At 48.4% G+C, this 21,689-nt stretch carries 24 protein-coding genes and 1 other annotated feature; all 24 genes read right to left on the bottom strand.

What is annotated here, in order from left to right:
* Nucleotides 1–9: 9 nt before the first annotated feature.
* The 24 genes from rplX to rplA all read right to left on the bottom strand — a co-directional run bounded on the left by rplX (nt 10) and on the right by rplA (nt 21,648).
* Nucleotides 10–363, bottom strand: a complete 354-nt coding sequence (gene rplX, locus ACFO9Q_RS14995; protein ID WP_379183428.1) for a 50S ribosomal protein L24 — start codon at nt 361–363, stop codon at nt 10–12.
* Between the two features lie 46 nt (nt 364–409).
* Nucleotides 410–778: a 50S ribosomal protein L14 gene (gene rplN / locus ACFO9Q_RS14990; RefSeq protein ID WP_188531391.1), complete on the bottom strand. Its 369-nt coding sequence runs from the start codon at nt 776–778 to the stop codon at nt 410–412.
* Between the two features lie 46 nt (nt 779–824).
* A complete protein-coding gene (rpsQ, locus tag ACFO9Q_RS14985) occupies nt 825–1,088 on the bottom strand; it encodes a 30S ribosomal protein S17 (protein WP_379183424.1) in 264 nt (87 codons plus the stop codon).
* A gap of 55 nt (nt 1,089–1,143) precedes the next feature.
* Nucleotides 1,144–1,344, bottom strand: a complete 201-nt coding sequence (rpmC, locus tag ACFO9Q_RS14980; protein ID WP_379183422.1) for a 50S ribosomal protein L29 — start codon at nt 1,342–1,344, stop codon at nt 1,144–1,146.
* Nucleotides 1,334–1,768, bottom strand: coding sequence for a 50S ribosomal protein L16 (rplP, locus tag ACFO9Q_RS14975; protein WP_379183420.1), 435 nt, complete (start codon nt 1,766–1,768; stop codon nt 1,334–1,336). The genes rpmC and rplP overlap by 11 nt, the downstream gene beginning before the upstream one ends.
* A gap of 2 nt (nt 1,769–1,770) precedes the next feature.
* On the bottom strand, nt 1,771–2,433 hold the full coding sequence (rpsC, locus tag ACFO9Q_RS14970; protein WP_379183418.1) for a 30S ribosomal protein S3: 663 nt from the start codon (nt 2,431–2,433) through the stop codon (nt 1,771–1,773).
* Between the two features lie 14 nt (nt 2,434–2,447).
* Nucleotides 2,448–2,783 carry a 50S ribosomal protein L22 gene (gene rplV / locus ACFO9Q_RS14965; protein WP_379183416.1) on the bottom strand — a complete coding sequence of 112 codons (336 nt, stop codon included), beginning with the start codon at nt 2,781–2,783 and terminating at the stop codon, nt 2,448–2,450.
* A 47-nt stretch (nt 2,784–2,830) separates the two neighbouring features.
* Nucleotides 2,831–3,112 carry a 30S ribosomal protein S19 gene (gene rpsS / locus ACFO9Q_RS14960; RefSeq protein ID WP_379183414.1) on the bottom strand — a complete coding sequence of 94 codons (282 nt, stop codon included), beginning with the start codon at nt 3,110–3,112 and terminating at the stop codon, nt 2,831–2,833.
* A 103-nt stretch (nt 3,113–3,215) separates the two neighbouring features.
* The gene (gene rplB / locus ACFO9Q_RS14955; RefSeq protein WP_379183412.1) at nt 3,216–4,046 is read right to left on the bottom strand and encodes a 50S ribosomal protein L2; all 831 of its coding nucleotides are present in this window, start codon (nt 4,044–4,046) and stop codon (nt 3,216–3,218) included.
* Nucleotides 4,047–4,090: 44 nt separating this feature from the next.
* A complete protein-coding gene (gene rplW / locus ACFO9Q_RS14950; RefSeq protein WP_379183410.1) occupies nt 4,091–4,381 on the bottom strand; it encodes a 50S ribosomal protein L23 in 291 nt (96 codons plus the stop codon).
* Entirely contained in the window at nt 4,381–5,004 is a 624-nt protein-coding gene (gene rplD, locus ACFO9Q_RS14945) for a 50S ribosomal protein L4 (protein WP_379183408.1), read from the bottom strand. The genes rplW and rplD overlap by 1 nt, the downstream gene beginning before the upstream one ends.
* 27 nt (nt 5,005–5,031) lie before the next feature.
* On the bottom strand, nt 5,032–5,655 hold the full coding sequence (gene rplC, locus ACFO9Q_RS14940) for a 50S ribosomal protein L3 (RefSeq protein WP_379183406.1): 624 nt from the start codon (nt 5,653–5,655) through the stop codon (nt 5,032–5,034).
* 48 nt (nt 5,656–5,703) lie between these two features.
* The gene (gene rpsJ / locus ACFO9Q_RS14935; protein ID WP_005544556.1) at nt 5,704–6,012 is read right to left on the bottom strand and encodes a 30S ribosomal protein S10; all 309 of its coding nucleotides are present in this window, start codon (nt 6,010–6,012) and stop codon (nt 5,704–5,706) included.
* 443 nt (nt 6,013–6,455) lie between these two features.
* Nucleotides 6,456–7,646, bottom strand: a complete 1,191-nt coding sequence (tuf, locus tag ACFO9Q_RS14930) for an elongation factor Tu (protein WP_379183404.1) — start codon at nt 7,644–7,646, stop codon at nt 6,456–6,458.
* A 114-nt stretch (nt 7,647–7,760) separates the two neighbouring features.
* The gene (fusA, locus tag ACFO9Q_RS14925; RefSeq protein WP_379183402.1) at nt 7,761–9,836 is read right to left on the bottom strand and encodes an elongation factor G; all 2,076 of its coding nucleotides are present in this window, start codon (nt 9,834–9,836) and stop codon (nt 7,761–7,763) included.
* A gap of 26 nt (nt 9,837–9,862) precedes the next feature.
* The gene (gene rpsG / locus ACFO9Q_RS14920; RefSeq protein ID WP_379183400.1) at nt 9,863–10,333 is read right to left on the bottom strand and encodes a 30S ribosomal protein S7; all 471 of its coding nucleotides are present in this window, start codon (nt 10,331–10,333) and stop codon (nt 9,863–9,865) included.
* Between the two features lie 67 nt (nt 10,334–10,400).
* Nucleotides 10,401–10,823, bottom strand: a complete 423-nt coding sequence (gene rpsL, locus ACFO9Q_RS14915) for a 30S ribosomal protein S12 (RefSeq protein ID WP_379183398.1) — start codon at nt 10,821–10,823, stop codon at nt 10,401–10,403.
* Nucleotides 10,824–10,981: 158 nt separating this feature from the next.
* Entirely contained in the window at nt 10,982–11,212 is a 231-nt protein-coding gene (locus ACFO9Q_RS14910; RefSeq protein ID WP_379183396.1) for a ribosomal L7Ae/L30e/S12e/Gadd45 family protein, read from the bottom strand.
* Nucleotides 11,213–11,421: 209 nt separating this feature from the next.
* Nucleotides 11,422–15,045, bottom strand: a complete 3,624-nt coding sequence (rpoC, locus tag ACFO9Q_RS14905) for a DNA-directed RNA polymerase subunit beta' (RefSeq protein WP_379183394.1) — start codon at nt 15,043–15,045, stop codon at nt 11,422–11,424.
* Between the two features lie 90 nt (nt 15,046–15,135).
* Nucleotides 15,136–18,684, bottom strand: a complete 3,549-nt coding sequence (rpoB, locus tag ACFO9Q_RS14900; protein ID WP_379183392.1) for a DNA-directed RNA polymerase subunit beta — start codon at nt 18,682–18,684, stop codon at nt 15,136–15,138.
* A gap of 365 nt (nt 18,685–19,049) precedes the next feature.
* Nucleotides 19,050–19,655: a class I SAM-dependent methyltransferase gene (locus ACFO9Q_RS14895; protein WP_379183485.1), complete on the bottom strand. Its 606-nt coding sequence runs from the start codon at nt 19,653–19,655 to the stop codon at nt 19,050–19,052.
* 138 nt (nt 19,656–19,793) lie between these two features.
* Nucleotides 19,794–20,153, bottom strand: coding sequence for a 50S ribosomal protein L7/L12 (rplL, locus tag ACFO9Q_RS14890; RefSeq protein WP_379183390.1), 360 nt, complete (start codon nt 20,151–20,153; stop codon nt 19,794–19,796).
* Between the two features lie 68 nt (nt 20,154–20,221).
* A complete protein-coding gene (rplJ, locus tag ACFO9Q_RS14885; protein ID WP_379183388.1) occupies nt 20,222–20,725 on the bottom strand; it encodes a 50S ribosomal protein L10 in 504 nt (167 codons plus the stop codon).
* Between the two features lie 56 nt (nt 20,726–20,781).
* Nucleotides 20,782–20,942: a sequence feature (ribosomal protein L10 leader region), on the bottom strand.
* A gap of 13 nt (nt 20,943–20,955) precedes the next feature.
* Nucleotides 20,956–21,648, bottom strand: a complete 693-nt coding sequence (rplA, locus tag ACFO9Q_RS14880; protein WP_379183386.1) for a 50S ribosomal protein L1 — start codon at nt 21,646–21,648, stop codon at nt 20,956–20,958.
* Between the last annotated feature and the right edge of the window lie 41 nt (nt 21,649–21,689).

The raw sequence follows: 21,689 nt of genomic DNA, 5'->3' as shown, positions 1-21,689 counted from the left end.
CAGTAAAGATTAGTCGATGACTTCTCCGGATTTCTTAGCGATCCGAACTTTCTTGCCGTTATCAAGCACTTTGTATCCGATGCGAGTTACTGAACCGCTCTTAGGATCAATGTGCATAACATTAGACACGTGAATCGGCGCTTCTTGCTCGATGATACCGCCCTGTGGATTAGCTTGGGATGGACGAGTATGCTTCTTAACAATGTTAACACCTTCTACGAGTACACGATTCTCACGTGGATACGCAGCGATTACACGGCCTTTCTTCCCTTTATCTTTACCTGTGATTACGATGACATTGTCATCTTTTTTCACATGCAATTTATTGTTGTGGGATTCAAGGATTTTCTTCAATCTTGGCACGAGTTACACCTCCTGCATGCTTGTTAATCAAGCTTAGCCTGACTTATTAGATTACTTCTGGAGCTAGCGATACGATCTTCATGAAGTCTTTATCACGAAGCTCACGAGCAACAGGTCCGAAGATCCGTGTGCCGCGCGGGCTCTTATCTTCTTTTACGATTACTGCTGCATTCTCGTCGAACGCGATATATGAACCGTCTTTACGACGAACAGAACGCTTCGTACGAACGATTACCGCTTTAACTACATCACCTTTTTTGACAACGCCACCGGGTGTTGCTTGTTTCACAGAGCACACGATTAGATCACCGATGTGACCAACACGACGTCCAGTACCGCCCAGAACACGAATACACATCAGTTCCTTCGCGCCAGAGTTGTCAGCAACAGCTAAGCGAGTAAATGGTTGAATCATTTCAACGTCCTCCTTTCGGGAAAATGCTTAGTTACTCTAATCGCACTTACAGAACAACAGCAACTTCTACAACTTCTACAAGTCTGAAGCGCTTGTCTTTGGACAGTGGACGAGTTTCCATGATTTTCACCATATCACCGATTTTTGCTTGATTGTTCTCATCATGGGCCTTGAATTTCTTCGTGTACTTAATACGTTTATGGTATAGATCATGCTTCTTGTAAGTTTCTACAGCAACCACGATCGTCTTATCCATCTTGTCACTAACTACTCGACCGACTTGAACTTTGCGGGCATTACGTTCGCTCATGTTCTTCCTCCTTCCTGTATCCGCTATATAGTAAGGACAACTCCATGCTTATCTATTAGCTGCTGATGCCGAGCTCTCTTTGGCGCAGAACAGTTTTTGCACGAGCTATGTCCTTACGAACATCACGAATACGTGTCGGGTTATCTAGTTGGCCAGTAGCCAATTGAAAACGAAGGTTGAAAAGCTCTTCTTTGAAACCAGCAACCTTTTGTTCAAGCTCAGCAGAGGTTAGGTTACGAAATTCATTAGCCTTCATTTACTTCACCACCCACTTCTTCGCGTTTCACAAACTTCGTCTTGATAGGAAGCTTGTGGGCAGCAAGGCGCATTGCTTCGCGTGCTGTTTCTTCTGAAACGCCAGCAAGTTCGAACAGAATTTTACCTGGTTTAACAACGGCAACCCACTTCTCAACGTTACCTTTACCGCTACCCATCCGCACTTCTAGAGGCTTCTGAGTGATAGGCTTAGCAGGGAAGATCTTAATCCATACTTTACCGCCACGCTTGATGTAACGTGTCATTGCAATACGAGCTGCTTCGATCTGACGGTTCGTAATCCATGCCGGTTCAACAGCTTGGAGGCCGAATTCGCCGAATGCTACAGTAGTGCCGCCTTTAGCACGGCCTTTCATGTGACCGCGTTGTTGTTTGCGGTGTTTGACGCGTTTAGGTACCAACATGATTAGTTGCCTCCTTCCTGGGGAGCTTTCTTCTTCGTAGGAAGGACTTCACCGCGGTAGATCCATACTTTCACACCGATACGACCGTAAGTCGTATGTGCTTCAGCTGTACCGTAGTCGATATCAGCACGCAGGGTATGAAGTGGAACTGTACCTTCGCTGTAGCCTTCCGAACGTGCGATTTCTGCGCCGCCGAGACGTCCGCTTACTGCGGTCTTGATCCCTTTAGCTCCTGCACGCATCGAACGTTGAATAGCTTGTTTTAGTGCGCGACGGAATGATACACGACGCTCTAATTGTTGAGCGATGCTTTCAGCCACTAGAATGGCATCCAGATCAGCTTGTTTGATTTCAGAGATGTTGATGTGTACTTTCTTGCCATTCGTAATCTTGCCAAGTTGAGTACGCAGGTTCTCTACTTCGGATCCGCCTTTACCAATAACCATACCTGGCTTAGCGGTTTGGATCGTTACGTTCACGCGGTTAGCTGCACGCTCGATCTCGATGTGGGATACTGCTGCATCTTTCAGCTTGTTTTTCAGATACTCACGGATTTTAACGTCTTCTAGAAGAAGATCGCCAAAGTCTTTGCCGGCATACCATTTGGATTCCCAGTCACGGATGATTCCTACACGAAGTCCGACTGGATTTACCTTTTGACCCACACGTTATCCCTCCCTTATTTCTCAGATACCACCAAAGTAATGTGGCTAGTTCTCTTGTTAATTCTGCTTGCGCGACCCATCGCACGTGGACGGAACCGTTTCATCGTTGGACCTTGGTTAACGAATACTTGTGAGATAACAAGCTTGTTAACATCCAGTTGATAATTATGCTCTGCATTAGCAATAGCAGAGTTCAACAGCTTCTCTACGATTGGAGAAGCAGATTTCGGCGTATGACGCAGAATAGCAATTGCTTCGCCTACTTGCTTGCCGCGGATTAGATCCACAACCAGCTTCGCTTTGCGAGGAGCAATACGGATAAAGTTAGCATGCGCTTTAGCTTCTGGCATGTGCTCAACCTCCTCTCACACGATTAAGTTAGTTATGAGCTTACGAATTAACGTCTGCCCGTTTTTTTATCATCGTCGGAATGACCTTTGTACGTACGCGTCGGTGCGAATTCGCCGAGCTTATGTCCAACCATATCTTCCGTTACATAGACAGGTACGTGCTTCTTGCCATCATAGACAGCAAAAGTGTGACCGATGAATTGCGGGAAAATAGTGGAGCGACGGGACCAAGTTTTGATAACAACCTTCTTGTTGTCCACGTTCAGATCTTCAACCTTCTTAAGCAAGTATCCATCAATGAATGGACCTTTCTTCAAACTGCGACCCATGTGAAATCCTCCCTTCACCCAGCATAGCGAGTTTCAAGCGTATAGGAATCAGAAAGGGCATAGAAGCAACATTCTGATTCACGCCGTTCGAATCAAGCGATTATTACTTCGTGCGACGACGAATAATATATTGGCTTGATGCTTTTTTCTTCTTCCGAGTTTTGTAACCAAGAGTTGGCTTACCCCATGGAGACATCGGAGATTTACGACCGATTGGAGCACGGCCTTCACCACCACCGTGTGGGTGATCGTTCGGGTTCATAACTACGCCGCGGACTTCAGGACGCTTGCCCAGCCAACGGTTACGTCCAGCTTTACCGATTTTCACGAGCTCGTGATCCTCGTTACCAACGGAACCGATTGTAGCGCGGCAAGTCTTCAGAATGCGACGAACTTCACCGGAAGTAAGACGGATAACTGCATAGTTATCTTCTTTACCAAGTAGTTGAGCTTCAGTACCAGCAGCACGAACGAGTTGTCCGCCTTTGCCAGGCTTCATCTCAATGTTGTGGATAACGGAACCGACTGGAATGTTCTCAAGCGGAAGCGCGTTACCAATCTTGATATCTGAACCAGGACCAGATACAACCTGATCGCCAACCTTCAGACCTTTTGGTGCTAGGATGTACGCCTTCTCACCATCAACATAATGGATCAAAGCGATGTTCGACGTACGGTTCGGATCGTACTCAATCGTAGCAACGTTACCAACGATGCCGTCTTTCGTACGCTTGAAGTCGATAATCCGGTATTTACGCTTGTGTCCGCCGCCGTGGTGGCGAACCGTAATTTTACCTTGGTTGTTGCGTCCAGCTTTTTTGAAAAGCGGTGCAAGCAACGATTTCTCCGGAGTGCTTGTCGTGATCTCTTCAAACGTCGAGACGGACATGGCACGGCGGGCCGGAGATGTCGGTTTGTACTTCTTAATAGGCACTTTCGATTCCCTCCTTATAAACTTGATGCATGTCTAAGCTTTTATTATACAGTCTCGAAGAACTCGAGCTCTTTGCTATCTGCGCTCAATTGAACAATCGCTTTTTTCCAGTCAGGACGGTAACCGCTGTGTTTACCATAGCGTTTCGGTTTACCCGCAACACGCATTGTATTAACACTCGTTACTTTCACTTTGAAAATTTGCTCGATTGCACTTTTGATTTCGGTTTTGTTCGAACGAAGATCAACTTCGAAGACATACTTCTTCTCAGCCATGTAATCGCTCGTACGCTCAGTGATAACCGGTGCCTTGATAATATCGCGTGGGTTTTTCATTACGCAAGCACCTCCTGTACTTTCTCTACAGCTTCCTTCGTGATAATCAGCTTGTCATGTACCATGACATCCAGAACATTGATGCCGTCAGCTGCGACGAACTTCACTCCTGGGATGTTACGTGCAGACAATGCTACGTTATCTTCGTAGTTAGCCGTTACGACAAGCGCTTTGCGGCCAACCTTAAGGTTGCTAAGGATTGAAGCGAATTCCTTTGTTTTAGGTGCTGCGAATGCCAATTGATCAAGAACGATAATTTCGTTATCAATCACTTTGGATGACAGAGCAGATTTAATCGCCAGACGACGAACCTTCTTAGGAAGTTTGAAGCCGTATGAGCGTGGAGTCGGACCGAATACAGTACCGCCGCCTACCCATTGTGGTGAGCGAATGCTACCTTGACGTGCACGGCCCGTTCCTTTTTGTTTCCAAGGTTTACGACCGCCGCCGCGTACTTCGGAGCGTCCTTTAGTTTTATGGTTACCGTGGCGCTGAGCTGCTTGCTGCAGAATTACTGCACTGTGCAGAACGTGAGTGTTAGGCTGAATTCCGAATACTGTTTCGGATAGTTCAACTTCACCCACCTGTGAGCCGCCCACGTTGAATACTGCTACTTTAGGCATTTCTGTTCCTCCTTTCTTTTAACAATATTATTTCTTAACGGTTTGTTTTACTTTAACGAAGCAGTTTTTCGGACCTGGTACGGAGCCTTTAACGAGCAATACGTTACGCTCTGTATCTACACGAACGATCTCAAGCTTCTGAATCGTAACAGTCTCGCTACCCATGTGACCTGGAAGGCGTTTGCCCTTCGGTACGCGGTTAGCTTGGATTGAACCCATGGAACCTGGTCCACGGTGGTAACGCGAGCCGTGAGCCATAGGGCCTGTGCTCTGGTTCCAACGCTTGATAACACCTTGGAATCCTTTACCTTTTGAAATACCTGTTACGTCAACGAATTCGCCCTCTGCGAACAAGTCAGCTTTAATTACTTGGCCAACCTCGTAGTCACCGAGTGTAATACCGCGGAATTCACGAACGTAGCGCTTAGGAGTCGATCCCGCTTTTTTAGCGTGGCCGATTTCCGGCTTGATCGCTCTTCTCTCTTTCTTATCAGAGAAACCAAGTTGTACAGCTTCGTAGCCATCGTTTTCTTGGTCTTTTTTCTGAAGCACTACACAAGGACCTGCTTCGATAACAGTAACCGGAATTACATTGCCATCAGCAGAGAAGACTTGAGTCATACCTAGCTTTTTCCCTAAGATACCTTTCATGTTGACACCTCATTCCCTTTCTATAATCGCATGCTAGAATAATAAAATTTACAGCTTGATTTCGATATCTACACCGGATGGCAGATCCAGACGCATCAGCGCATCAACCGTTTGCGGCGTTGGGTTTACAATGTCGATCAAGCGCTTGTGTGTACGCATTTCGAACTGTTCCCGAGAATCCTTGTACTTATGAACCGCACGGAGAATGGTGATGATTTGCTTTTCCGTTGGTAACGGAATCGGCCCGGATACGCCTGCACCGGAACGTTTTGCAGTTTCAACAATTTTCTCTGCAGATTGATCAAGAATTCTGTGATCGTATGCTTTCAAGCGAATACGAATCTTTTGCTTTGCCATATAAGTCCCTCCTTCTATCGCCCAATTAGTTATCGGACATACTCCGTGAGAAAACCCGGCACATGCCCCATGGCAAAGGGGCCGGGTGTGTCGGCAACCTCTCACATCAACGCAACGTCGCAGACCAACAGTCAATATTATATCGAAATGGGCGGGCAAATGCAACTAAAAGTTTAATGTTTGTGAATAAACTTTTCAGAAGCTTTAAACCAGTCCAATATCGATATCATGTTGACTCCCGTGATAACAAAAGTCCGGCATAAGTTATCTCTACTCGCCGGCACCAATAGAACTCATTATATCGGTTTCGTTCGCTATATAATAGAGGGAATTAGTGTTAGTCGCAGCCAGCCGGCCGCTCGTTCATCTATTTATATAGAAGAAACAAAAAACCCTCACCGAGGTGAGGGCTCTTGCTAGGAAGCGGCATAAGCCGCTTCGTATTATTTTTGAATAGTTGCTACCGCGCCTGCACCTACTGTACGGCCGCCTTCACGAATGGAGAAACGAGTTCCCTCTTCGACAGCGATTGGAGCGATCAGCTCAACCGTTACAGTGATGTTGTCGCCTGGCATAACCATTTCAGTACCTTCTGGAAGGTTGATGATACCCGTTACGTCAGTTGTACGGAAGTAGAACTGTGGACGGTATCCAGTGAAGAAAGGCTTGTGACGGCCACCCTCTTCTTTAGTAAGAACGTAGATTTGAGCAGTGAAGTTCGTGTGTGGCTTAACGGAACCCGGCTTAGCCAATACTTGTCCACGCTCGATGTCTTTACGGTCTACACCACGAAGCAGTGCGCCAACGTTGTCCCCTGCTTGAGCGGAGTCAAGCAATTTACGGAACATTTCAACACCTGTAACAACGGATTTGCGGGACTCTTCTTGCAGACCGATAATTTCGATCTCGTCGCCCACTTTGATAACTCCACGCTCTACACGGCCAGTAGCAACTGTACCACGACCTGTGATTGTGAAGACATCCTCAACCGGCATAAGGAAAGGCTTAGCTACATCGCGCTCAGGAGTCGGGATGTAAGTGTCAACTTGCTCGAACAGTTCAATAATCTTGTCAGCCCAAGGACCTTCTGGATTTTGAAGTGCTTCACGAGCTGCACCACGGATGATTGGAGTGTCGTCGCCTGGGAACTCATACTCGGAGAGAAGGTCGCGAACTTCCATCTCAACAAGCTCAAGAAGCTCTTCGTCTTCAACCATGTCGCATTTGTTCAGGAATACAACGATGTAAGGTACGCCTACTTGCTTGGAGAGCAGGATGTGCTCGCGAGTTTGCGGCATAGGGCCGTCAGCTGCGGATACAACCAGGATCGCTCCGTCCATTTGAGCAGCACCAGTGATCATGTTTTTAACATAGTCGGCGTGACCTGGGCAGTCAACATGTGCGTAGTGACGTGAAGGTGTTTCGTACTCAACGTGTGCAGTGGAGATTGTGATACCACGCTCGCGCTCTTCTGGAGCTTTATCGATTTGGTCGAAAGCGATTGCTGCACCACCGTATTTTTTGGAGAGAACAGTAGTGATAGCTGCCGTCAAAGTCGTTTTACCGTGGTCGACGTGACCAATTGTACCGATATTAACGTGCGGTTTATTACGTTCAAATTTAGCCTTAGCCATTGAATGTAGCCTCCTTAATTTCTCAATAGATTTGTATGTGTAGGCCGTGCATGGCAACTGGATGCCAGCTGCAGGACGGCCTTGTAAACCTAGTTCGCTATGAAGCTTCGCTGACTACTCAGCTTTGCTCTTAGCAATGATCTCTTCGGAGATCGAACGTGGTACTTCTTCATAGTGAGCAAGCTCCATGGAGAATACACCGCGTCCTTGCGTACCGGAACGAAGAGTTGTGGAGTAACCGAACATCTCAGCGAGAGGTACCTTAGCACGGATAATTTGTGCACCTGCACGAGTATCCATACCTTCGATACGACCACGACGGGAGTTAAGCATACCCATAACGTCGCCCATGTACTCTTCAGGAACTGTAACTTCAACCTTCATGATTGGCTCAAGCAAGACTGGCTTACACTTGTCCTTGGCAGCCTTAAGCGCCATCGAACCAGCGACCTTGAACGCCATCTCGGAGGAGTCAACATCATGATAGGATCCGTCTACAACAACCGCCTTGACATCTACGAGCGGGAAGCCAGCAATAACGCCGTTCTTCATGGACTCTTCAATACCAGCTTGGATTGGGCCGATGAATTCACGAGGAATCGAACCACCCACAGTTTTGTTCTCGAAGATGAAGCCAGTACCTGGTTCAAGAGGGGAGAACTCAACCCAACAATGACCGTATTGACCTTTACCACCGGATTGACGAACGAACTTACCTTCTACCTTCGCCGCTTCACGGAATGTCTCACGGTAAGCTACTTGAGGCTTACCAACATTCGTCTCTACTTTGAATTCGCGGAACATACGGTCAACGAGGATCTCAAGGTGAAGCTCACCCATACCAGAGATAATCGTCTGGTTCGTCTCCTCATCTGTATGTGCGCGGAAGGTTGGATCTTCTTCAGCAAGCTTGGAGATCGCGATACCAAGCTTATCTTGGTCAGCCTTAGTCTTAGGCTCAATCGCTACAGAGATAACTGGCTCAGGGAAGTTCATCGATTCAAGTACAATCGGGCTCTTCTCGTCACACAGAGTATCACCTGTAATGGTGTCCTTAAGACCTACGGCAGCTGCGATATCACCAGAGTATACTTCGGAGATCTCTTGACGGCTGTTCGCATGCATCTGCAGAATCCGGCCAATCCGCTCACGTTTGTTCTTAGTTGCATTAAGAACATACGAACCGGATTTCAGGACGCCAGAGTATACACGGAAGAACGTCAGCTTACCAACATAAGGATCCGTCATAATCTTGAATGCAAGTGCTGCGAACGGCTCGGAATCCGAAGATTGACGAACAGCTTCCTCACCATCTTCAAGTGTACCTTTGATAGCTGGTACATCAAGCGGGGACGGCAAGTAGTCTACAACAGCATCCAACATCATTTGAACGCCTTTGTTACGGTAAGAAGAACCAGCGATTACCGGGAAGATCTTAACTTCGCATACACCCTTACGGAGTGCAGCCTTCAGTTCTGGTACAGTGATTTCTTCACCTTCCAGGTACTTCATTGTTAATTCTTCATCCAGCTCTGCTACCTTCTCGATCAATTCCAGACGAAGCTCTTCCACTTTGTCTGCGTACTCAGCAGGGATTTCAACCTTCTCAGGATCTTTCCCTAGATCGTCTTTGTACTTATATGCAACGCGTTCAACGATATCGATTACTCCGAGGAAATCCGCCTCGGCGCCGATAGGAAGTTGAATTGCGACAGCATTTGCTTGAAGACGCTCACGCATGTCCTTAATAACATTAAGGAAGTCTGCGCCGATAATGTCCATCTTATTGATGTAGGCGATCCGTGGAACGCCGTAACGGTCAGCTTGACGCCATACGGTTTCAGATTGTGGCTCAACGCCCTCTTTTGCACTGAAAACCCCAACGGCCCCGTCCAATACGCGCAGGGAACGTTCAACTTCAACAGTGAAGTCAACGTGTCCCGGGGTGTCGATAATATTAATGCGGTGTCCATCCCATTGAGCGGTTGTCGCGGCAGACGTAATCGTGATGCCGCGCTCTTGTTCTTGTTCCATCCAGTCCATCGTTGCTGCACCTTCGTGCACTTCACCGATCTTGTGGGTACGGCCCGTGTAGAACAGAATCCGTTCAGTTGTTGTGGTTTTACCAGCGTCAATATGCGCCATAATCCCGATGTTACGCGTATTATTCAAGGAGAACTCTCTTGCCATGAATATGTCTCCTCTCGATTCTTATTCTACCAACGGTAGTGAGCGAACGCTTTGTTCGCTTCAGCCATCTTGTGCGTGTCTTCGCGCTTCTTCACGGATGCACCAGTGTTATTGGAAGCATCAGTGATCTCAGCTGCTAGACGCTCTTCCATTGTCTTCTCACCGCGGTTACGTGAGTAGTTCACGAGCCAACGGAGACCAAGAGCCGTACGACGCTCAGGCTTAACTTCGATCGGTACTTGATAGTTTGCACCACCAACACGACGAGCTTTAACCTCAAGTACTGGCATGATATTTTTAAGAGCTGCTTCGAACACTTCCATTGGATCTTTACCCGTGCGTTCTTGGATCAGCTTGAATGCATCATACAATAGTGTAGCTGCAACACCGCGCTTACCATCAAGCATAATACGGTTGATTAGACGAGTAACCAACTTGCTGTTGTATAACGGATCTGGCAGCACATCGCGTTTTGTTACTGGACCTTTGCGTGGCATGAGAAAGTCCCCCTTTCTTCTAGTAGTTGTTACATTCTAGCATTGCATGTTTGCCATGCAGTTATGCTTAGGATTTCTTAGCTTTTGGACGCTTCGTGCCGTACTTGGAACGAGCTTGCATACGGTTGTTAACACCGGATGTATCAAGTGCGCCGCGAACGATATGATAACGTACACCCGGAAGATCCTTAACCCGGCCTCCACGAATCAATACCACGCTGTGCTCTTGAAGGTTATGACCGATACCTGGGATGTAAGCAGTAACCTCTACGCGGTTCGTCAAGCGAACACGAGCATACTTACGAAGTGCGGAGTTTGGTTTCTTAGGCGTCATTGTGCCTACACGAGTACATACACCACGCTTCTGAGGAGCGCTGATATCAGTTGCCTCACGTTTCAGGGCATTGAAACCTCTCTGCAGGGCAGGTGATTTCGATTTAACCACTTTAGCTTGGCGACCTTTGCGGACTAGCTGATTAATTGTTGGCATGTTGCCACCCCCTTCCTATATTTGCATGTCTGTTCAATTGGTAGACATTCAACCCAGCTTCGTAAGCCCACAGATCCAGGCGGTTCATAAAAGAACAAACAAAAGTTCTTGCCGGTTGCTTATCCGTGAATAATCACACCAGCAAAAACAACATTTCCTTATTCTTCGTCAGCTACAAGTGCTGCCATAGCGGCACCAACATCGATCTTCAATTGCTCTCCGAGCTCTCTCATCGTATCGGACCATACCACCGGAACACTCATCCGCTCACAGAGATGAACGATTCTCTCGATCATCCTTGGATCTGTATCTCGAGCAATGATAACTTGGATAGCTAAGCCTTGCTCCACTATCTTCGTCGTCTGCTTCATGCCAATACAATATCTCATAGGCACACTCCAATATAGTAACACCTGACGAACGCCAATGTCAACAATCTTTCAGATGCTTCTATTGTTAAGATTTAGGATGAGGCTCTAGGATGAGACTTGCTTGTCATCATTCATAGAAAAGAGCGGACACTCCATCCGTTAAGGGCGATTAGAGTGTCTCGCTCTACTTATATACATGCAAGCTAATCGAGCATGTTGTACATGTGCTATTCCACAGTTACAACTTCATTCTCGAGTTCGCCTTCAGCGAGCTCCACGTCATCTTCCAGCCCAGCCAGCTTGATGCTGCGGTAGCGCGTCATCCCTGTACCTGCAGGAATCAGCTTACCAATGATAACATTCTCCTTCAGGCCAAGCAACTGGTCAACTTTTCCCTTAATCGCTGCGTCGGTAAGGACGCGAGTCGTCTCTTGGAAGGAAGCAGCGGACAGGAAGGAATCTGTCTCAAGCGATGCCTTCGTAATTCCGAGCAGTACCGGCTTCGCGACAGCAGGCTCAAGGCCTGACAACAGAGCGTCACGGTTAGCGGATTCGTACTCATGAATGTCAACGAATGCACCTGGCAGAAGCGGCGTATTGCCGGCGTCTACGATTCGGATCTTCCGGAGCATCTGCTTAATCATGACCTCAACGTGCTTGTCATTGATTTCTACCCCTTGGTTCCGGTATACACGCTGTACTTCTTGCAGGATGTAGTTCTGAACGCCGCGGATGCCCTTGATGCGCAGCATATCCTTCGGATCAATAGAGCCGTCTGTCAGCTCATCTCCGGCTTCAATATGCTGGCCTACCGTTACGCGGATACGTGATCCGTAAGTAACAGCATACACCTTGGATTCAGCTTCACCCTGAACTTCGATCTCACGGCGATCCTTCGCTTCACGAATCTCCTTAATGACACCGTCAAGCTCAGTAATAATCGCTTGACCCTTAGGATTACGTGCTTCGAATAGCTCCTGAATACGCGGAAGACCTTGCGTAATATCATCACCGGCAACACCGCCGGTATGGAACGTACGCATCGTAAGCTGGGTTCCTGGCTCACCGATCGATTGAGCAGCGATAATACCAACCGCTTCACCGATCTCAACATGCTTGCCTGTTGCCAAGTTACGGCCATAACAGATCTTGCAGACACCGTGACGAGCACGGCAGCTAAGCACAGAGCGAATCTGAAGCTTCTCGATACCTGAATCGATAATCGCGTCCGCCTTGCCGGAATCGATGAGCTCGTTACGGTTAACAAGCACTTCACCCGTCTGCGGATGGCGAATCGTCTCGAAGGAATAGCGCCCTTCGATACGGTCGTACAGATCCTCAATAACTTCCTTGCCGTCTTGAATCTTGCTTACAGTGAAGCCTTTGTCCGTTCCACAGTTCTCTTCACGTACGATTACGTCTTGAGCAACGTCAACCAGACGACGTGTCAGGTAACCGGAATCGGCTGTACGAAGAGCGGTATCGGCAAGACCTTTACGCGCTCCGTGAGTCGAGATGAAGTACTCGAGGACGGTTAGGCCTTCACGGAAGTTCGACTTGATCGGCAATTCGATAATACGTCCAGACGGGTTCGCCATCAGTCCACGCATTCCGCCTAGCTGTGTAATCTGAGATTTGTTACCCCGTGCCTTGGAATCAACCATGAGCATGATGGAGTTGTAACGATCCATCGACTTCATGAGGATATCGGTAATCTGGTCCTTACACTTACTCCAGATCTGAATAACACGGTCATAACGCTCTTCGTTCGTAATCAGACCGCGACGGTACTGATTCATAACGATCTTAACCTTCTCATCCGACTCAGCCAGAATCTGCTGCTTCTCTTCAGGCACGATAACATCCGATACCGCAACGGTAATACCCGCGCGAGTGGAGTACGTGAAGCCAAGCTGCTTGATTCGGTCAAGAATGATCGAAGTTAAGGTTGTATGGTACTGACGGAAGCACTCTGCAATAATATTGCCGAGGTATTCCTTGCCCACACCGCCTGCGATTGGAAGATCAGCTGCGAACTTCGTCAGATCGCTGCCCTTCTCGTAGACGAAGTATTTGTCCGGAGTACCCTGCAGTAAGTTAGCCTTAGTTGCCTCGTTAATGTATGGGAACGAATCCGGATAGATCTCGTTGAAGATAACCTTACCGACCGTTGTACAGATAAGCGACTTCTGCTGCTGCTCGGTGAAGGTCTTCTTGTTCAGCACGCGAACCGGAATGAAGATTCGAGCATGCAGCGAGACAATTCCGCGTTGGTACGCTGAGATCGCTTCGTTCACAGTACCGAATACCGATCCGCTGCCCTTCGCTTCATTGTTGTCCATCGTCAGGTAGTAACTGCCTAGAACCATATCCTGTGAAGGCGTGACGACTGGCTTGCCGTCCTTAGGATTCAAGATGTTACCGGAAGCAAGCATCAGCAGACGAGCTTCGGCTTGAGCTTCAGCTGACAGTGGAACGTGAACCGCCATCTGGTCACCATCGAAGTCAGCATTGTAGGCTGTACATACGAGAGGGTGAAGCTTAATGGCACGGCCTTCAACCAGTATCGGTTCGAACGCTTGAATACCAAGTCTATGAAGAGTCGGTGCACGGTTCAGCAGAACCGGATGCTCCTTGATGACTTCTTCGAGAACATCCCACACTTCAGGGCTTACACGCTCTACCTTGCGCTTCGCACTCTTAATGTTGTGGGCTAGACCCTTATTCACAAGCTCCTTCATGACGAACGGCTTGAACAGCTCCAGCGCCATCTCCTTAGGCAGACCGCATTGGAACATCTTCAGGTTCGGTCCAACAACGATTACGGAACGACCAGAGTAGTCAACACGCTTACCTAGCAAGTTCTGACGGAAGCGGCCTTGCTTACCCTTCAGCATGTGGCTAAGGGACTTCAGAGGGCGGTTACCTGGTCCTGTAACTGGACGACCACGACGACCGTTGTCAATCAAGGCATCTACTGCTTCCTGCAGCATCCGCTTCTCATTCTGAACAATGATATCCGGTGCTCCAAGATCAAGCAGACGCTTAAGACGGTTATTACGGTTAATTACTCTACGATATAGATCATTAAGGTCAGAAGTTGCGAATCGGCCGCCATCGAGCTGTACCATCGGGCGAAGCTCAGGTGGAATAACCGGAAGCACATCTAGAATCATCCACTCCGGAGCATTGCCAGAGTTACGGAACGCTTCAACTACTTCTAGACGCTTAATCGCGCGGTTACGACGCTGGCCTTGGGCCGTGCGCAGCTCCTCGCGAAGCATCTCAAGTTCCTTATCTACATCAATATCTTGAAGCAGCTTCTTCACCGCTTCGGCACCCATGCCAGCATGGAAGCCATAGCCGTACTTCTCACGATAGCTGCGGTATTCCTTCTCAGAGAGCAGCTGTTTCTTCTCTAGAGGTGTCTCCCCTGGATCAGTTACAACATAAGATGCAAAGTAGATAATCTCTTCAAGAGAACGAGGAGACATATCAAGTGCAAGACCCATGCGGCTCGGAATTCCTTTGAAGTACCAGATATGCGACACTGGAGCAGCAAGCTCAATATGGCCCATACGTTCACGGCGTACTTTAGCACGTGTTACTTCGACGCCGCAGCGATCGCAGACTACGCCTTTGTAACGTACACGCTTATACTTTCCGCAATGACATTCCCAATCCTTGGTTGGTCCAAAAATCTTTTCGCAGAAGAGTCCTTCTTTTTCCGGCTTCAACGTCCTGTAGTTGATTGTCTCCGGTTTCTTAACCTCTCCGCGGGACCACGAACGAATTTTATCCGGCGATGCCAGACCAATTTTCATATATTCAAAATTGTTTACGTCCAACAAGGAGCAACCCTCCTTCGTCTTGTATGACTGTATCTAACCTGCGGGGCATCCCGTCTCTCGATTGGAGAAAACGGGATGCTTGCCTCAGTACTATTCAACAACTCCGACTTCCGCGCCTTCAATGTTCAGGTTGAGCTTGTCACCTGAGCCATCGTCTTCATCGTCCATCTCTCTCATCTCGATCTCTGTCTCATCTGCTGACAGGATCTTCACGTCCATACCAAGGCTCTGAAGCTCCTTGATGAGTACCTTGAACGACTCAGGAACACCTGGCTCTGGGACGTTCTCTCCCTTAACGATGGATTCGTACGTCTTCACACGACCTACCACGTCATCAGACTTAACGGTCAGAATCTCTTGGAGAGTATAAGCTGCGCCGTAAGCCTCAAGCGCCCATACTTCCATCTCCCCGAACCGCTGTCCGCCGAATTGAGCCTTACCGCCCAGTGGCTGCTGCGTAACGAGTGAGTAAGGACCTGTGGAACGTGCATGGATCTTATCGTCAACCATGTGGGCAAGCTTGATCATATACATGACGCCGACCGTTACTTCACGCTCGAAGGACTCCCCTGTACGACCATCGTACAGAATCGTCTTACCGTTACGCTGCATGCCGGCTTCTTCCATCGTATCGAATACATCGAGCTCTCTCGCTCCGTCGAATACTGGAGTAGCAGAGTGGATACCAAGATGCTTACAAGCCATACCAAGGTGAACCTCTAGCACCTGACCGATGTTCATCCGTGAAGGTACACCCAGCGGGTTCAGTACAACTTCAACAGGAGTGCCATCTGGCAGGAACGGCATATCTTCTTCCGGCATGATGCGCGCGATAACCCCTTTGTTACCGTGGCGTCCCGCCATCTTATCGCCTTCAGAGATCTTACGCTTCTGAGCGATATACGCACGAACGAGTTGGTTCACGCCAGGAGGCAGCTCATCGCCATTCTCTCTAGTGAATACCTTCACGTCTACGACAATCCCGTCCGTACCATGCGGTACGCGAAGGGATGTGTCACGCACTTCACGAGCCTTCTCACCGAAGATGGCATGCAGCAGGCGCTCTTCTGCAGTCAGCTCAGTTACACCCTTAGGAGTAACCTTGCCCACTAGAATGTCGCCAGCGCTGATCTCCGCACCAACACGGATAATTCCGCGCTCATCAAGATTGCGAAGCGCTTCTTCCCCGACGTTCGGGATATCGCGTGTAATCTCTTCAGGTCCAAGCTTCGTGTCACGCGCTTCGGATTCATATTCTTCAATATGAATGGAAGTGTAGACATCTTCCTTAACAAGCTTCTCACTTAGAAGAATCGCATCCTCGTAGTTGTAGCCTTCCCACGTCATGAACGCAACGACTACGTTGCGGCCAAGAGCCAGTTCACCCTGCTCCGTGGAAGGACCGTCGGCGAGTATGTCGCCCTTCTTCACGATATCGCCCTTGTTAATAATCGGACGCTGGTTAATACACGTTCCTTGGTTAGAACGCATGAACTTGTGAAGCTTCTGCTTGATCAGATCACCGTTAACCGGCTTCCCGTCAATATATTCTACACGGCGCAGCCAGATCTCATTGGCTGACACACGCTCAATCACACCGTCATGCTTCGCAACGATACATACGCCTGAATCCTTCGCTGCCTTATGCTCCATCCCTGTTCCAACGAGTGGAGACTTCGGAATAAGCAATGGCACCGCTTGACGCTGCATGTTCGAACCCATTAGTGCACGGTTGGAGTCATCGTTCTCTAGGAACGGAATAAGCGCCGTAGCGACAGATACGACCTGCTTCGGCGATACGTCCATGTAGTCGACGCGGTCACTCGGCATAGTCAGGATATTATCCGATTGCTTGTTGTAACGAACAATCGTATTCTCTTCCTGGAATCTGCTCTCATCATTCAGCTTCGCATTCGCTTGCGCGACTACATAGTTGTCTTCCTCGTCTGCAGTCAGGTAGGCAATCTGCTCGGTTACAATACCCGTCTTCGGATCCACCCAACGATACGGCGCCTCGATGAAGCCATATTCGTTAATCCGTGCGAAGGTTGACAAGGAGTTAATAAGACCGATGTTCGGTCCCTCCGGAGTCTCGATTGGACACATACGGCCGTAATGGGACGTATGCACATCTCGAACCTCGAAGCCCGCGCGTTCCCGTGTCAGACCGCCGGGTCCTAGGGCAGATAGACGACGCTTATGCGTCAGCTCTGCAAGAGGATTCGTCTGGTCCATGAACTGGGACAACTGGGATGAACCGAAGAACTCCTTAATCGATGCGATAACCGGTCTAATATTAATTAATGCCTGAGGTGTAATCGCATTAGCATCTTGAATCGACATACGCTCACGAACCACACGCTCCATACGGGATAGACCAATACGGAACTGGTTCTGAAGCAATTCGCCAACCGAACGCAGACGACGGTTACCCAGGTGATCAATATCATCCGTGCTTCCAACGCCGTGCAGCAAGTTAATGAAATAGTTAATGGAGGAGATAATATCAGCAGGCGTAATATTCTTCACTGCCTTATCAATTACACCATTAGCAATTACCTTAATGACCTTGCCATCATCAAGCGGCGAGAATACGCTGATTGTCTGTAGTGGAATACTATCCGCATCAAGCACTCCATTAGCGACATGGTAAGTCTTGAAGCCGACATTCGTCTCAAGCTTCTCAAGAATCTCATCGAGCAGACGACGGTCAATCATCTGTCCAGATTCCGCAATGATCTCACCAGTAGATGGATCTACCAGCGTCTCCGCAAGACGTTGATTGAACAACCGGTTTTTGATGTGAAGCTTTTTATTTATCTTGTAACGACCTACATTGGCTAGGTCATAGCGTTTTGGATCGAAGAAGCGAGCAACGAGCAAGCTCTTCGCATTGTCTAGTGTAGGAGGCTCGCCCGGACGAAGACGCTCATAGATCTCTATCAGAGCCTTCTCTGTTGAATCGGTGTTGTCCTTATCCAGCGTATTGCGAATATACTCATCATGACCGAGCAATTCTAGGATCTCAGCATCGGTACCGAATCCAAGCGCACGCAAAAGCACCGTGACCGGAATCTTCCGGGTGCGGTCGATACGTACGTAGACGATATCCTTAGCATCAGTCTCTAGCTCTAGCCACGCGCCACGGTTAGGAATAACGGTAGCGGTATAGTTTTTCTTGCCGTTCTTGTCGACCTTCGTGCTGAAGTACACACTGGGGGATCGAACCAATTGGCTGACGATTACCCGTTCCGCCCCGTTAATAATAAACGTACCGGTCTCGGTCATCAGCGGGAAGTCACCCATGAACACTTCTTGTTCCTTGACTTCGCCGGTTTCCTTGTTGATTAGCCGCACTTTGACGCGCAGTGGAGCAGCATACGTTACGTCACGTTCCTTCGATTCATCAACCGAATATTTCGGTTCGCCCAAGCTATAGTCGATAAATTCCAACGATAGATTACCTGTAAAGTCCTGAATCGGCGAGATATCTTGGAACAATTCGAGTAGATCATTGTCAAGAAATTTCTCGTACGATTTCTGTTGGATTTCAATCAGGTTAGGGACTTCCAGCACTTCGTTGATTCGGGCGTAACTTCTCCGCGTGCGCCGACCATACTGAACAAGTTGTCCTGCCAACTTAACCTCACCCCTCATGTCTGTCTCACAGCATCGATATTCACTGCGTCTCATAGACGAGCATGTCGTCCACGATTATAAATAAAGAAAAGCCCTTATCGAATAGTTCGAAAAAAGAGCATGTTCCGGCAGCCAACCACCCGCGGCGCTTGCGCAATGGTTCTCATATCAAGTAATTTTGCCCAAAATTTAAACATTATACGTCAAATGCCTATAAAATATGCAACTCAGCGCCTAAAAATCACACTTGACATTTTAGTTAACTAAAGAGATTGAGCCCAATTTAATGCTGACATTTTATAATATTACCACATCAGTCAACCGAAGTCAATCATATCTTTTTCATCATTACGAACCAGTACTGCCTATCTCTCTCCTCTAATAGCCCGATAGATTCGGTACCCCTTGTCCTTGGTAACCTCGCTAACCTCTTCGAACAGAGACTCCAGCTTATCCTCTGCTGATGCAGCTCCTTGCTTCTTCTGTATGACCACCCACAAGCTGCCTCCTGGGTTCAAGCATGACCATGATTCCTCGAAAATACGGTGCACGACAGCCTTGCCAGCACGGATAGGAGGGTTCGTGAGGATAACGTCATAACGCCTATCTGCTACCGCGGCCAAAGCATCGCTCTGAAGCACTTCGACATGACTCACCCCATTGCGTACCGCATTCTCACGAGACAGCGCTACAGCTCTCTCATTAATGTCTACCATCGTCACATGTCCTTGCGGCGCCAGCTTAGCTGCTGTCAGGCCAATAGGTCCATAGCCGCAGCCGACATCTAAGATCCGCTCGTTCCCGTTAAGCTCGAGGGCATCCAGCAACACTCGACTTCCATAGTCAATCCCTGACTTCGAGAATACTCCGGCATCTGTCATGAAGGTGAAGTCTATACCGCGAATGTTCACCTGAAGCTTGTGTCTGTCATGCTTCACTCCAGGAGACTGCGCATAGTAGTGGTCAGTCATCATAATTTCCCTCCAACCCTTGTAAGTAAGATATAGATAATAGAACGAACCCCTTGAAGCCAAGTGGCATCAAGGGGCTCGCCGATCACATCCGCCTATACAGGCGATGGGCCGTTATGAATCAGAAGAGAAGTGAAATTACTTCACTTCTACGCCAGCGCCAGCTTCTTCAAGCTTCGCTTTAACTGCTTCTGCTTCTTCTTTAGCAACTTTTTCTTTGATTGGCTTAGGAGCGCCATCAACTAGATCTTTTGCTTCTTTCAGGCCAAGACCAGTGATTTCGCGAACCACTTTGATTACGTTGATCTTGGATGCCCCTGCGGAAGTAAGGATTACATCGAATTCAGTTTGCTCTGCAGCTTCTGCAGCGCCGCCAGCTGCTACTACTGTAGGAGCTGCTGCTGTTACGCCGAATTCCTCTTCGATTGCTTTTACCAGGTCGTTCAGTTCAAGAACAGTCATGCCTTTAATGGCTTCCAAAATTTGCTCGTTGCTCATTGTTATACCTCCAGGAATTGTTTTAGTTTAGTTTTGTATGACGATACCAGCCTTAGCTGGCTATTGGATTAAGCTTGTGCTTCTTGCTTCTCGGATACGGCTTTAACCGCAAGCGCGAAGTTGCGCACTGGGGCTTGAAGCACGCTGAGTAGCATGGAGAGCAAGCCTTCGCGGGACGGAAGTTCCGCCAGCGCTTTGATTTGTTCCATACTTACAACTTTGCCTTCTACAACGCCGCCTTTAAGCTTAAGGGCATCGTTCTTCTTAGCGAAGTCGTTAAGAATCTTAGCAGGCGCTACTGCATCTTCGCCGCCGAATGCGATTGCTGTTGGTCCAGCAAGAATCGCGTCCAGTTCAGACAATTCAGCAGAAGCTGTTGCACGACGAACGAGCGAGTTCTTCAGAACTTGGAAGTCAACACCTGCTTCGCGCAGTTGCTTACGAAGTTCAGTTACTTGCGCTACGTTCAAGCCGCGGTAATCAGCTACAACAGTGGATGAGCTCTCACGCAGCTTAGCTGCAATGACTTCAACCGCTTGTTGTTTCTCTTGGATGATCTTAGCGTTTGCCAATCTGTACACCTCCCGTGTATTTATACATTCCGTTATTCGGGCGGGCTTCTCTCTCCAGGGTGAATGAGAAAGGCCTTCGCGTGTCGCAGCGAAGGCCATGATGGTTACGTCATGTGCTCAAGCAAGTGCTTAAACCATACGAACGTTTATCATAACACCTCGGTAGGAAATTAAGCCTTGCGGCACCTACTGTCTACGGTATGCGTATTCGAAGTTAGTTCCGTTATCGATTAACGGTATGACGCTGTGTTAACACGTGCGCCAGGACCCATAGTCGATGATACGGCGATGTTCTTCAGGTAAACCCCTTTAGCCGCTGCCGGCTTAGCACGGTTCAGAGCTTCAACTAGAGTGCGAAGGTTTTCATTCAGCTTCTCTGCATCGAAGGATACTTTACCGATTGGAGCATGGATTTGACCTGCTTTGTCTAGACGATACTCAATTTTACCGGCTTTGATTTCTTGCACGGCTTTGGTAACGTCGAAGGTAACTGTACCAGCTTTCGGGTTAGGCATCAAGCCCTTACCACCGAGGATACGACCCAATTTACCAACTTCAGCCATCATGTCCGGCGTTGCTACGCAGACGTCGAATTCGAACCAGCCTTGTTGGATTTTGTTGATCATGTCCGCATCGCCAACGAAGTCAGCGCCAGCAGCTTCCGCTTCTTTTGCTTTTTCGCCTTTTGCGAATACGAGTACACGCTTAGTTTTACCAGTGCCGTGAGGAAGGACTACTACACCACGAACAGCTTGGTCTTGTTTCCGCGGGTCTACACCCAGACGGACAGCTACTTCTACAGATTCGTCGAACTTAGCTGTTGCTGTCTTCTTAACAAGCTCAATTGCTTCTAGAGACTCGTAAGTTGCTTCGCTGTCAATCAGCTTAGCTGCTTCTACATATTTCTTGCCATGTTTAGCCATTTGGAATTCTCCTCCTTATGTGGTATTGGCGGACACTCGCA

Origin of the sequence: Paenibacillus sp. GCM10023252 (genome assembly GCF_042653305.1) — a bacterium.
Taxonomy (GTDB): Bacteria; Bacillota; Bacilli; order Paenibacillales; family Paenibacillaceae; genus Pristimantibacillus.
Note: the sequence above shows the minus strand (reverse complement) of the source record. Positions and strands in the feature narration are given on the sequence as shown.